Source organism: Rhizobium bangladeshense, assembly GCF_001662075.1.
Classification (GTDB): Bacteria; Pseudomonadota; Alphaproteobacteria; order Rhizobiales; family Rhizobiaceae; genus Rhizobium; species Rhizobium bangladeshense_B.
On the sequence record NZ_LYPL01000031.1, the window covers coordinates 1 to 12323 of the forward strand.

Consider the following 12323-nt stretch of genomic DNA (forward strand, 5'->3'; position numbering starts at 1 on the left):
CCGCGGGGTGGAGCAGCCCGGTAGCTCGTCAGGCTCATAACCTGAAGGCCGCAGGTTCAAATCCTGCCCCCGCAACCAAACTCCTCAATAGACAATACTCAAAAAGCCCGCCTCGTGCGGGCTTTTGGCGTTTCTGTGCGACAGAACAGAGAGCGATGAACTCCCGCGCGTTCTGATCGATTTCCAAGAAGCGGCTGCCGCTCGTATTGCTGCTCCGCCCGACCTTGGAGCGACATGCCTTAGGGTTTCCCGAGCCGTTCGATGGCCGATTGCAAAGGTGCATCGGAAACATGGATCAGGCCGACATAGGGATTGGCCATGTCGGCAATCAGGAAGATCGCGCCGGCGACGGACAGGGCGCAGACGAGCAGAATTGACAGCAGCGTCGGATTGGCCGGCGCCTGCAGCCCGAAGGTCGCAAAAAGCAGCCCGAGCCAACAGACGAGAACGGTGAGAAACGCCCAGGGCAAACCCTCTTTACCGGATTCGACCAGCAGCCAGTGGGTCTCGGCCACCATGCCGCTTACCTCAAGAGCTCGCGTCTGGAGAGAGCGCTGCACGGCATCCCTCGGCGAGAGCGCCCGCAGGTCGCCCTGAACCGCCTCGATATCCTGGTATTCCCCCGGCGCCTTGCCGGATGCCTCGTCGGTGGTGTCGGCCGACCAGCCGCGGCTTAGCCGTTTCTCGATCAATTCACGCAGCAACTGCCGCGCCTTGTCGGTTTCCGGCCCGTATTGGGCCATGACGCGGTCAAGCAAGAGCACACGTGCGGCCGCCGTTCTCATCTCCACTTCGGCGTTGTCGTAGGTGGACTTGGCCGAGGCGATCAGAAGGCCGAGGGCCAGGGCCGACAGGGTTCCCACCACCGCAGTCGCCAGCCTGATGACTTCCTTGGATTCCGCATTGAGGTGATGATCCGGCAAGCGGTCGCGCACGATCAATCCTATCGACGTCGCGGTCGACAGAAACACGAATACAAGCCCGCCAAGCAACAGTGAGCCCAAGTCCGGTCTCCGTATCGCCAGCTACAGCGCCGAGCGTCTTTTCAGACGCGCAAAGGACGCTGTAGCACTTTGAGTGCTGCAGCCACTGTGATTGCCTGCAAGCCGTGCAATAGCGCCCGCCATCATAGCGGAAGACAGACCAGGCGCGGACTTTTACTTTCCTGGTATTGCAGCGCCGCCTTCGAGCGGAGATTTCCTTCGGCAAGATGTCGCCGAGCGGGCGTCATTGCTGGAAAATGAGCAGCACGTAAGCCAGGAAAAGCACCAGGTGCACGGCACCTTGCATGAGATGCGTGCGGCCGCTGGCAAAGGTAATGATGCTGACGGCAAGCGTGAGCAGGAGCATCACCAGATCGCCGCCCTCCAGGCCGAGCGTCACGGTGTGCCCGTAAAGCTGGCTGACAACGAGCATCGCCGGCACCGTCAGCCCGATTGTCGACAATACCGAACCAAGGAAGATGTTGACGGAGCGCTGAAGATTGTTTGCGATGGACGCACGCACGGCGCTGATTGCCTCGGGCGTCGCGACGAGGACGGCCATCACGACACCGCCAAATGCGGTCGGAGCATGCAGGGTTTCGATAATGTAGTCGATCGGCCGCGCAAGCTGTTCGACCAGGAAGACGACGGGACCCATATGGGCAAAAAGCAGAATGGCATGAGGCCAGGCCGGGCCATGGTGAGGGAGACGTTCGCCGTGAGGTTTGTGACGGTTGCTGTCGTCGGTGAAATAGTTCCGATGGCGGCCGGCCTGCAGAAACAGAAATGTGGCATAAAGGCCGACCGATATTATGCCGAGGATCAGCTGTCTCGGCGCCGATGAATGCTGTCCGCCCGGGCCTGCCAGAAATGTCGGCATGACCAGGCTCAAGGTGGCCAGCGGCACGATCACCCCGAGATAGGCGTTGGCGCCCTGCAGATTGTGCTGCTGTTCCGGCCGCCGCCACGCGCCCAGCAGTAACGACAGGCCGACCATGCCATTCAGGATGATCATGACGACGGCAAACAGCGTATCGCGGGCAAGCGTCGGATTGTTTTCACCGTGAAGCATGACGGCTGAAATCGCCATCACCTCGATTGAGGTGATGGCAAGCGTCAGAATGAGTGTGCCGTAGGGCTCCTTCAGCCGCTCCGCCAAATGATCCGCGTGCCGCACGACCGACAGGGCGGAGCCGAGGACGACGCCAAACAGCCACACGAAAACCACGGTGAACCAAAGCGGATCGGAAAGCCGCCCGAAAAGCTGCTCCTGGAAAGCCAGAAATGCGAGGCTCGTCGCGACGCTGACGCCGAGGAACCATTCATCGCGCACCAGGCTGGTGGCGCTGACGGCGGGCAATGCGGGACCGTCGGTCATCGAAACCACCTGCCTTCCGGCAAATGCCGCCGCAATGCGATCATCAACACCATCGCGCCCCGCCGCTGCCCTCGCCTCCGATGAGAAAGAATCGTACCGCAAGCCGGACGGCATGTAACGGTACAAAACGTGCAAGGCCTTGCTTTATTCGCGCCCGGTCGCCGGGATCGCCGCGCCGGTAACGACGGCTGCGGCCGGTGAAATCAGGAAGGCGATGAGGCGGGCGATCGATTGCGGCGATACCCAGCCGTCCGTTTTCGCATTGGGCATGGCGGCGCGATTTTCAGGCGTGTCGATCGTCCCGGGCAGAATGCAGTTGGCGGTGATGCGGTGTTCGCGGTTTTCCGCAGCGATCGCCTCGGTCAGCCGGATGACGGCGGCTTTCGAAGCGGCGTAGGCCGCCTGATTGGCTCCGGCCTTCAGGCCGGGGGCGGCGGCGATGTGAATGATGCGGCCATAGCCGGCCGCCTTCATGGTCGGGAGAACAGCAGCGCTGATCGTCAGCGCAGTGCGGGCGTTGGCGGTCATCATCGTGTCCCATTGGACCGGCGCATCCGGCCCGACCGGTCCCATCTGGAAGCCGCCGACCGTATTGACCAGCGCGCTGACCCCGCCGAAGCGCTTGACGGCGCGGGCGACAGCGGCGGCGCAGGAAGCGTAATCGGTGAGTTCCGTTCCGGCGATCGACAGGAACTCGGTGGAGGCGGGAAGCTCCCCGGCCAAGCCTTCCAATTCCTGGCTCGACCGGTTCATGCAGACGAGCTTGGCGCCGCCTGCGGCAAGCTCGCGGACAACGGCGCTGCCAAGGTTGCCGCCGGCTCCCGTGACGATCACGGCTTTCTGCTCGTTCATGGCAATCGATCTCCTGACGGTGCCGGTGCTGGATGATGCCGCGCATTGTTGATCCAGGCTGCGCCGCAACGCAACCCCCCGTGCAGCTGCGCCACGGTCAGGTATCCCAGGATTGTCGGCAGAGTTCCTCGTGGAGAGCTCTGCCCGCGTCATCGGCGGTTCGCCGAGCCAGGCTTCAGTGATATTTTTCCCGTTCGCGGCCGAGGATGACCGGCGCATCCAGCTCGGAGATCGGGCGGCTGACATCGGCGGGGATATCCCCGGTGAGCTGCAGGTCGAGATAGCGAGCGCAGCAGACGCGCAGGAAGGATGTGAAATTTCCGAGATCGTGGCCGGCATCGATCGACTCATGATGCAGCCGGGTGATCAGTTGCACGACGTTCATGCCGTCGCGCCGGGCAATTTCCTCGAGCTTCGACCAGAAGAAGTTCTCCAGCCTGACACTGGTGACCATGCCGTCGATGCGCAACGACCGGGTGGTGCTTTCCCATAGCCGCGCATCCGCTTTGATGAAAAGTTCACACATGTCGTTCTCCCGGTGCCGGCCTCCTCAGGCGGCGTTGGTTTCGCGCATCGACGCGGCGTCGAGCACAGCCATGAACTGGCGCAGCCACGACGGGTGGGCCGGCCAGGCTGGCGCCGTGACCAGGTTGCCGTCCGAAACCGCATCGCTGATTGATATGTCGGCATAGATGCCGCCGGCCAGTTCGACTTCCGGCCGACAGGCGGGATAGGCCGAGCAGGTGCGGCCCTTCAATACGCCGGCAGCGGCAAGCAGCTGCGCACCGTGGCAGATGGCTGCAACAGGTTTTCCGGCATCGAAGAAGTGCCGGACCGAGTTGATGAGTCGGCATTGAGGCGAAGATATTCGGGCGCGCGGCCTCCGGGGATGACGAGGGCATCGTAATCCTCTACCCGCACGTTGTCGAAAGTGGCGTTCAGCGCGAAATTATGGCCGCGCTTTTCGGAATAGGTCTGGTCGCCCTCGAAATCATGGATTGCGGTGGCGACGCTCTCACCCGCCTTCTTGCCGGGGCAGACGGCATCGACCGTATAGCCGCAGGCAAGCAAAGTCTGGAATGGCACCATCGTTTCATAATCTTCGGTGAAATCACCGGTGATCATCAGGATCTTTGAAGCTGGCATCATATCCTCCTTTGAAACCAACGGACCAAGATTAACAAAGACCGTCGGGCAGAAGGTACTATGGGAATACTACAGGCGAAATTCTCAGTGGGAAGCATGTTGCGCGCCAGGCGGCCGCCTGTGCGTCTTAGCGGCATGCATCAGACTGTTCTCACCGCAGCATCCGGGACGGCGCAGGCCTCTCCGCCGCCGAAGAGGCGCGAACGGGTGAGGAAGCGTTTCTCCCGGCCGTTATCGAGCGAGAACATGCCGCCGCGTCCGGGCACGACGTCGATGATCAGCTGCATATGCTTCCACGCCTCGAACTGGCTGGCGCTGATATAGACCGGCACGCCGCCGATCTCGCCAAGCTTGACGTCGCTGTCGCCGACCATGAATTCATGGGCGGGGTAACACATCGGCGAGGAACCGTCGCAGCAGCCGCCGGACTGGTGGAAGAGGATATCGGGATGATCGCGCTTGATCTCGGCGATCAGGTCGAGGGCTGCCTCGGTTGCGAGAACACGCGGTTCGCCGTTGATGGTGGTTTCCATTAGGAATTCCTCCAAGGTTTTGGGAGGTGAGTTCCCCTCCCCAACCCTCCCCACAAGGGGGAGGGGCTAAGCCGCCGCACCGGCAGCTTTCCTCGATGACGTTTCAGCAAGGAGATCTGTGAGTTCCAGAGCGGTTCAGCGGGTTAAGCCCCTCCCCTTGTGGGGAGGGGTTTGACCCTCTCCCACCATGCGAGAGCATCTCAGAAGAAACCGAGCGCCTTCGGGCTGTAGCTCACCAGCATGTTCTTGGTCTGCTGGTAGTGCTCGAGCATCATCTTGTGGGTTTCGCGGCCGATGCCCGACTGCTTGTAGCCACCAAAGGCGGCATGGGCGGGGTAGGCGTGGTAGCAATTGGTCCATACGCGACCGGCCTGAATCTCGCGGCCGAAACGGTAGCAGCGATTGGCGTCGCGGCTCCAGACACCGGCGCCGAGACCGTAGAGCGTGTCGTTGGCGATCTCGAGTGCTTCCTGCTCGTCCTTGAAAGTCGTGACCGAGACCACCGGCCCAAAGATCTCCTCCTGGAAGATGCGCATCTTGTTGTGGCCCTTGAAGATCGTCGGCTTGACGTAATAGCCGTTTGCCAGATCGCCGCCGAGATCGTTGCGGGAGCCGCCAGCCAGGACCTCAGCCCCCTCCTGCTTGCCGATGTCGAGATAGGCGAGGATCTTTTCGAGCTGTTCCGTCGAGGCCTGGGCGCCGATCATCGTCGCGTTGTCGAGCGGGTTGCCCTGCTTGATCGCCTCAACACGCTTGACCGCCTTTTCCATGAAGCGGTCGTAGATCGATTCCTGGACGAGGGCGCGGCTCGGGCAGGTGCAGACTTCGCCCTGGTTGAGGGCAAACATCGCAAAACCTTCGAGCGCCTTGTCGAGGAAGTCGTCATCCTCGGCCATCACATCGGCGAAGAAGATGTTGGGCGATTTGCCGCCGAGCTCCAGCGTCACCGGAATGAGGTTCTGGCTGGCATATTGCATGATCAGCCGGCCTGTCGTCGTCTCGCCGGTGAAGGCGATCTTGGCGATGCGGGGGCTGGTCGCCAGCGGCTTGCCGGCCTCGATGCCGAAACCGTTGACGATGTTCAGCACGCCGGGCGGCAGCAGATCGCCGACCAGTTCCGCCCAGAGCAGGATCGAAGCCGGGGTCTGTTCGGCGGGCTTCAGCACGACGCAGTTGCCAGCGGCAAGCGCCGGCGCAAGCTTCCATGTGGCCATCAGGATCGGGAAGTTCCATGGAATAATCTGGCCAACGACGCCGAGCGGTTCGTGGAAGTGATAGGCGACGGTATCATTGTCGATCTCGCCGATCGAACCTTCCTGGGCGCGGATGCAGGAGGCGAAATAGCGGAAGTGGTCGATCGCCAGCGGAATGTCGGCCGCCATGGTTTCGCGGATCGGCTTGCCATTGTCCCAGGTCTCGGCCTGGGCGAGCAATTCCAGCTTGTCTTCCATGCGCTGGGCGATCTTCATGAGGATGTTGGAGCGCTCGGCAGCGGAGGTGCGGCCCCATTTCTCCTTGGCCGCATGGGCGGCGTCGAGCGCGAGATTGATGTCCTTTTCATCGGAGCGGGGAATGTCGCAGAGCTTGCCGCCGGTGACGGGCGTCAGGTTTTCGAAATACTTGCCTTCGACCGGCTCGCGCCATTCGCCGCCGATATAGTTGCCGTATTTCAGCTTGAACGGCGACTCGACGATTTTCTGATGAAGCATGTCATCCTCCCAAGATGAGCCAGGTTCCCAAGTGAACCAGTGGAGGCAAAATGGACGTGTTTTGCCGAAGCGAACAGGGGAGGTCTTCCATACCGCAGTGCACACTGTCGCAGACATGCGACAGGGCCGCGTCAGGATAACCATGTCAGTGACATGTTCGGGATCGGGCTAATGCAGGTCGAACTTTTTCATCTTCCGGTGCAGCGTGGCGCGGCTTATGCCGAGCGCGATCGCAGCCTGCGAGACGTTGCCGCTGGTGCGCGACAGCGCCCGCAGCAAGGCCGCTTTTTCCGCCTCGACCATCTCTTCCTGCTGTGAGACGACGGCTTCGCGCAGAGCATCGGCGGCCGGGATGCCGGCCGCAATCCGCTTGTCGTCCAGCTGCAGCGCGATGCGGGCGGCGCGGGTTGCGCCAAGCACGAGATCATGCCTGTCGACGGCAAGCAGGGCGGCGGCGGAATTGGCGCCGGCCGGGACCATCAGGAAGCGGGCGCCGGGAAACGCCGAGCGAAAGAGGTTGAGTTCGATGCGCATCGCCGCATCGCGCACGGTCTGCGTCAGGATCGCCAGCGTCATTTCGTTGACGTCCTCGCGGCAGGTGGAGATGTCGAGGGCGGCGGCGAGTTCACCGCGATGGTCGCGGACCGGCGCGGTCGTGCAGCTCAGGCGGATATTCGAGCAGAAAAAATGCTGGTCGCGGAAGATGGCGACGGCGCGCTCGTCGGCAAGTGCGGTGCCGATGCCGTTGGTGCCGATGCTCGCCTCGGTCCACACCGAACCGGTCCAGAGACCGAGTTGGCGGAAGTCCTTATCGTCGCCGGCAGCGCCCCGGCGCTCCAGCGCAATGCCATTCCTATCCGTCAGAAGGATGCAGCAGCCGGCTTTGCCGACCGTGGTGAAGAGCCGGTCGAGCTCCTCGGTCGCGCCGGCGACCAGCCGTTCGGACTGTTCGCGGGCCCGGTGAAATTCCTCGTCAGTCAGACGCAGCGGCGCACGTTCGTCCTCGGGCGCGAGCCGGTGCATGGTCATGCAACGCCGCCAGGAAGCGACAATCGGAGAACTCGCGACGGCGGAATTCCGCTGCGCAGAGCTATAGACATGCTCCGCATGTGCTGACTGTTCGTGCATCTGCTCCTCCCACGGAACTTCAGCATAATCTGAGGGAAAAGCGGCCGGTTTGCAATTGCACGCAACGACGGCCGCCTTCCTCCTCGCAAAAGCATGCGCGATCTTTGCACGACGGATACGCCACGTCTTTGATCTAGATCGGGTTCACAGTCATTCGTCTCTCGCGTCGGAATCCTTACCCAGTTTTGTTGGAGATGGTTAGCGTCGCAGCCAAGCCTGGATGCCGCGGGCGGCGGCGCGGCCGGTCGCAAGGCAGGCGGTGAGGAGATAGCCGCCGGTCGGCGCTTCCCAGTCGAGCATTTCACCGGCGACGAAGGTGCCCGGCAGCGCCTTCAACATGAAGTGGTCGTCGATGCTGCTCCAGCGGATGCCGCCGGCCGAGGAGATGGCCTCGCCGATCGGCCTCGTTTCGAGGACGGGCACCGGCAAGGCCTTGATCATGCCGGCGAGACGGACGGGATCGGCTCGGTCGCGCTCGGCGGCGAGCTCACGCAGCAAGGCCGCCTTGACCCCGTCGAGGCCGGCGCCCTTGCGCAGGCGGTTTGAAAAGCTCGACTTTGCGTCCTGCCGCGTGAGGTCGCGGGTCAGCCTTTCGAGCGACCGGCCCGGGGCGAGGTCGAGCGTCAGGGCCGCGCTGCCGTGGCTCTGCAGCCGGTCGCGGAGGCTTGCCGCATGGGCATAGACCAGGCTGCCCTCAATGCCGTTTGCGGTGATGACGAATTCGCCGGGAAAGGTGCCGGCGTCGGAGGTGGCGGTGACCGATTTCACCGGCTCGCCGGCGAAACGCTCGCGTAAGCTCTCGCTCCAGCCGACGACAAAGCCGCAGTTGGCAGGCTGGAAGGCGTCGATCTCGACGCCCTTCTCCGATAGCCAGGACAGCCAGCGTGCATCGGAGCCGAGGCGCGGCCAGCTTGCGCCGCCGAGCGCCAGCAGGGCTGCGTCGCAATGGACGATGCAGCACTCTTCGGGCGTTTCGAAAACATAGCCCTCATCGGCAAAACCGATCCAGCGGTGGCGAGTGCGCAGCGTAGCGCCCTGCGCCTCCAGCCGCTTGAGCCAGGCGCGCAGCAAGGGAGAGGCTTTCATCACATCAGGGAAAACCCGGCCGGACGAGCCGACGAAGGTCTCGGTCCCGAGCCCTGCTGCCCAATCTCTGATATCGCCAGGGGTAAAGGCATCGAGAGCCGGGCGCAGGCGGGCAGAGGCGGTGCCGAAGCGCGTGGCGAAACGGTCGTAATCCTCGGAATGGGTGATGTTCAGCCCCGACTTGCCGGCCAGCAGAAACTTGCGGGCGAAGGTCGGCATGGCGTCGTAGACCGTCACCGCATGGCCGGAGAGCGAAAGCAGCTCGGCGGCCGCCAGGCCCGCCGGGCCGCCGCCGATGATCGCAATTCGCTTCTGGTTCATGGATGTCTTCGCCCGATTCTATCTGGTGCAGTTTTGGCGCGGGCGTCGATTGCCTGCAAGGGCGGGGATCAATGGTGCGGATGCGTGCACTGGCCGTGGTCGGCGAGAACCTCGATGACACGGCATTGGTCGACGCGGCCATGGCCGCAACCTTCCACCATGGTTTCGAGTTCGGCCTTCAGCGCCACCAGGCTGCGGATGCGCTGCTCGACCTCGACGAGACGAGCCTTGGCGATGGCATCGGCAGAGGCGCAGGATTGGTGCGGATCATCCTGCAGGGTGAGCAGCGTGCGGATCGCCTCGATCTCGAAGCCGAGTTCGCGGGCATGGCGGATGAAGGTGAGGCGGCTGATATCGGCGGGTTCGAAGGAGCGCTGGTTGCCTTCGCTGCGGCTTGGGGCCGCGAGCAGGCCGATGCTCTCGTAATAACGCACCGTCGGCACTTTGACTCCGCTCCGGCGAGCGGCTTCGCCGATCGTGATCTTTTTCATGATTTTCCTCTTGCACCTCTAGTCGCTAGAGGATGTAGGAGGGATGCTTCTGTTTGACAAGGAAGCGGATCATGGCTGAGACGAGCGAGACACGATACCGGGTCGGCGGCTTGGATTGCGCCGCCTGTGCGACCAAGATCGACACGGCAGTCAGGCGCGTGGCGGGTGTCGCCGATGTGTCCGTCTCGGTGGTGGCTGGCACGATGACCGTCCGTCATGACGGCAGCAGCGACCTCACGGCGATCGAGAAGAGGGTGACGGGGCTCGGTTATTCGGTTTCGCTCTTTGCCGGGAGCGCGGCGCAGGCACAGGATCACGGCCCGCGCGATCATCACGACCACGGCGATCATGCCGGCCACGACCATGACCATGATCACGCAGATCACGATCATGGCAAAAAGAAAATCGACGGCCTGCATGGGCGTGACCATGCGCCGATGACCGCTTCCTGGTGGCAAAGCCGGAAGGGCCGATTGACCATCGTCTCGGGTGCAGCGCTGGTCGCCGCCTATGCCATCGGCCATCTCGTGCCTGCGGTCGCATCCTACGCCTTCGTGATCGCCATGCTGGTCGGGCTAGTGCCGATCGCGCGCCGCGCTGTCATGGCGGCGCTATCGGGCACGCCGTTTTCGATCGAGATGCTGATGACGATCGCCGCCGTCGGCGCCGTCATCATCAATGCCGGCGAGGAGGCGGCGACTGTCGTGTTCCTGTTTCTCGTCGGCGAGCTGCTGGAGGGGGTGGCGGCCGGCAAGGCGCGGGAAAGCATCCAGTCGCTGTCGGCGCTGGTGCCGAAAAACGCGCTGCTCGAAGAGAATGGCCAGACGCGGCAGGTGCCGGCGGAAAGCCTCGCTGTCGGCGCGATCATCATGGTGCGTCCCGGCGACCGCATCTCGGCGGATGGCATCATCGTCTCCGGCGAGAGCGCGATCGACGAGGCGCCGGTGACGGGCGAGAGCACGCCGGTGCGCAAGGGTGTCGATGCCGTCGTCATTGCCGGAACTGTGAATGGCGATTCTGTGCTCAGGGTACGCGTCACGGCGGCCGCGGCCGACAATACCATCGCCCGCGTCGTCAGGCTGGTGGAAGAGGCGCAGGAATCGAAGGCGCCGACCGAACGTTTCATCGATCGGTTTTCGCGCTATTACACGCCAGGCGTGGTGGTGGTGGCAGCACTGGTGGCGGTCGTTCCACCGCTGCTGCTCGGTGGAGTGTGGAGTGAATGGGTCTATAAGGGCCTTGCCATCCTGCTGATCGGCTGCCCCTGCGCGCTCGTCATTTCGACGCCGGCGGCGATTGCTGCTTCGCTGTCGGCAGGCGCACGGCGCGGGCTCTTAATGAAGGGCGGCGCGGTACTGGAGACGCTCGGCAAGGTGACGATGGTTGCCTTCGACAAGACGGGCACGCTGACCGAAGGCAAGCCTCAGGTGACCGATATCGTTTCCTTCGGATTGAGCGAGGCGCAGGTCTTGTCGCGCGCGGCGGTGTTGGAGCAGGGCTCCAGCCATCCCTTGGCGCTGGCGATCCTCAACCGTGCTCGGGCGGACGGCGTTCCCGTGCCGCCTGCCTTCGAGCTGGAAGCGCTGCCGGGCAAGGGCGTCAGCGGCAAAGTCGGCGGCGAGACCCTCCACCTCCTGTCGCCGTCCGCTGCCCGCGAGCGCGGAGCCCTCGATGGCGAAAAGGATGCAGGCATTGCTGTTCTGAACGACGAGGGCAAGAGCGTATCGGTGCTGCTCGTCAATGGCGTTGCGGTCGGCCTGATCGCCATACGCGACGAGCCGCGCGAGGATGCCAAGGCCGGGCTTTCCACGCTCGGATCGGCCGGCGTCAAGGCGATGATGCTGACAGGCGACAACAAGCGGACGGCGGCAGCCGTTGCCGGCATGCTCGGCATCGAGTGGCGCGGCGAGATGATGCCTGAGGATAAGCAGCGGGTCGTCGGCGAATTGAAGCGTCAGGGCTTCATCGTCGCCAAGGTCGGCGACGGCATCAACGACGCTCCGGCGCTGGCCGCCGCCGATATCGGCATCGCCATGGGAGGCGGCACCGACGTGGCGCTGGAGACGGCCGATGCCGCCGTGCTGCACGGGCGCGTCGGCGACGTGGCGCGGATGATCGAACTGTCCAAACGAACGATGCGCAATATCCTAGAGAATATCACCATCGCCCTCGGGCTGAAGGCGGTGTTCCTGGTGACGACCATCGCAGGAATCACCGGCCTCTGGCCGGCGATTCTCGCCGATACCGGCGCCACCGTGCTGGTGACGATCAACGCGCTGCGATTGCTTCGAGTAAGGGGATGAATGTATTGCCGATGGCGGTGTGGAGACCGCCAATGACCGAGAACCGAAAATCGCGGAGCCGGTCATCAGTCAGGCCGGATCTCGGTTTGTTGACAAAGTCTCCTCCGTCATGCTCGGCCTTGTGCCGAGCATCTAACCACGGCAATTGCTTGACCGGAAAACATCTATTTTCCAGTCATTTGACTTGACCGGCGCAGATCCTCGGTACAAGGCCGAGGATGACGTCGTGGGTTTTGCTGAGGTTCATCAGCAACTTGGGAGCCGACTAGGCCGTGGTGACAAATTAACTATTTGAGCCAAAGCATGATGCTTGCCAGCTTGATGAAGCCGAGGAAATTGGCTGCGAGTTTGTCGTAGCGTGTGGCGAGACGTCGCCATTGTTTGAGCTTGGCG

General features: G+C 63.1%; 10 protein-coding genes, 1 tRNA gene and 2 pseudogenes. 2 read left to right on the forward strand and 11 right to left on the reverse strand.

The genetic code is table 11. The features are described 5' to 3' along the window. Window position 1 precedes the first annotated feature (1 nt). Window positions 2-78: transfer RNA gene (locus A7X77_RS30565), tRNA-Met, on the forward strand. A gap of 161 nt (window positions 79-239) precedes the next feature. On the opposite strand, the gene A7X77_RS30570 is transcribed toward A7X77_RS30565, so the two are convergent. From A7X77_RS30570 to A7X77_RS30615, 10 genes and pseudogenes are all read right to left on the reverse strand, one after another. Continuing rightward, on the reverse strand, window positions 240-1004 hold the full coding sequence (locus A7X77_RS30570) for a DUF4239 domain-containing protein (RefSeq protein WP_064686549.1): 765 nt from the start codon (window positions 1002-1004) through the stop codon (window positions 240-242). A 223-nt stretch (window positions 1005-1227) separates the two neighbouring features. Beyond that, window positions 1228-2361, reverse strand: coding sequence for a calcium:proton antiporter (locus tag A7X77_RS30575; RefSeq protein WP_064686550.1), 1134 nt, complete (start codon window positions 2359-2361; stop codon window positions 1228-1230). 144 nt (window positions 2362-2505) lie between these two features. Continuing rightward, on the reverse strand, window positions 2506-3213 hold the full coding sequence (locus A7X77_RS30580) for an SDR family NAD(P)-dependent oxidoreductase (protein WP_064686551.1): 708 nt from the start codon (window positions 3211-3213) through the stop codon (window positions 2506-2508). Between the two features lie 175 nt (window positions 3214-3388). After that, window positions 3389-3739, reverse strand: a complete 351-nt coding sequence (locus tag A7X77_RS30585) for a ribbon-helix-helix domain-containing protein (RefSeq protein WP_016737518.1) — start codon at window positions 3737-3739, stop codon at window positions 3389-3391. 24 nt (window positions 3740-3763) lie between these two features. Further along, window positions 3764-4359 (reverse strand): annotated as a pseudogene (locus tag A7X77_RS30590) (DJ-1/PfpI family protein). A gap of 140 nt (window positions 4360-4499) precedes the next feature. After that, entirely contained in the window at window positions 4500-4892 is a 393-nt protein-coding gene (locus tag A7X77_RS30595; protein WP_064686552.1) for a DUF779 domain-containing protein, read from the reverse strand. A 200-nt stretch (window positions 4893-5092) separates the two neighbouring features. Continuing rightward, a complete protein-coding gene (gene adh / locus A7X77_RS30600; protein WP_064686553.1) occupies window positions 5093-6601 on the reverse strand; it encodes an aldehyde dehydrogenase in 1509 nt (502 codons plus the stop codon). Window positions 6602-6769: 168 nt separating this feature from the next. Continuing rightward, entirely contained in the window at window positions 6770-7729 is a 960-nt protein-coding gene (locus A7X77_RS30605) for a helix-turn-helix domain-containing protein (protein WP_064686554.1), read from the reverse strand. 198 nt (window positions 7730-7927) lie between these two features. Further along, window positions 7928-9136 (reverse strand): TIGR03862 family flavoprotein, encoded by a 1209-nt coding sequence (locus A7X77_RS30610; RefSeq protein ID WP_064686555.1) that lies wholly within the window; start codon window positions 9134-9136, stop codon window positions 7928-7930. A 68-nt stretch (window positions 9137-9204) separates the two neighbouring features. Continuing rightward, a complete protein-coding gene (locus tag A7X77_RS30615; protein WP_064686556.1) occupies window positions 9205-9627 on the reverse strand; it encodes a MerR family transcriptional regulator in 423 nt (140 codons plus the stop codon). A gap of 71 nt (window positions 9628-9698) precedes the next feature. Here A7X77_RS30615 and A7X77_RS30620 point away from each other — a divergent pair, with 71 nt between their 5' ends. Beyond that, window positions 9699-11930 carry a heavy metal translocating P-type ATPase gene (locus A7X77_RS30620; RefSeq protein ID WP_064686557.1) on the forward strand — a complete coding sequence of 744 codons (2232 nt, stop codon included), beginning with the start codon at window positions 9699-9701 and terminating at the stop codon, window positions 11928-11930. 287 nt (window positions 11931-12217) lie between these two features. Here the strand turns inward: A7X77_RS30620 and A7X77_RS30625 are convergent. Continuing rightward, window positions 12218-12323: pseudogene (locus tag A7X77_RS30625) on the reverse strand (IS5 family transposase); the annotation flags it as partial.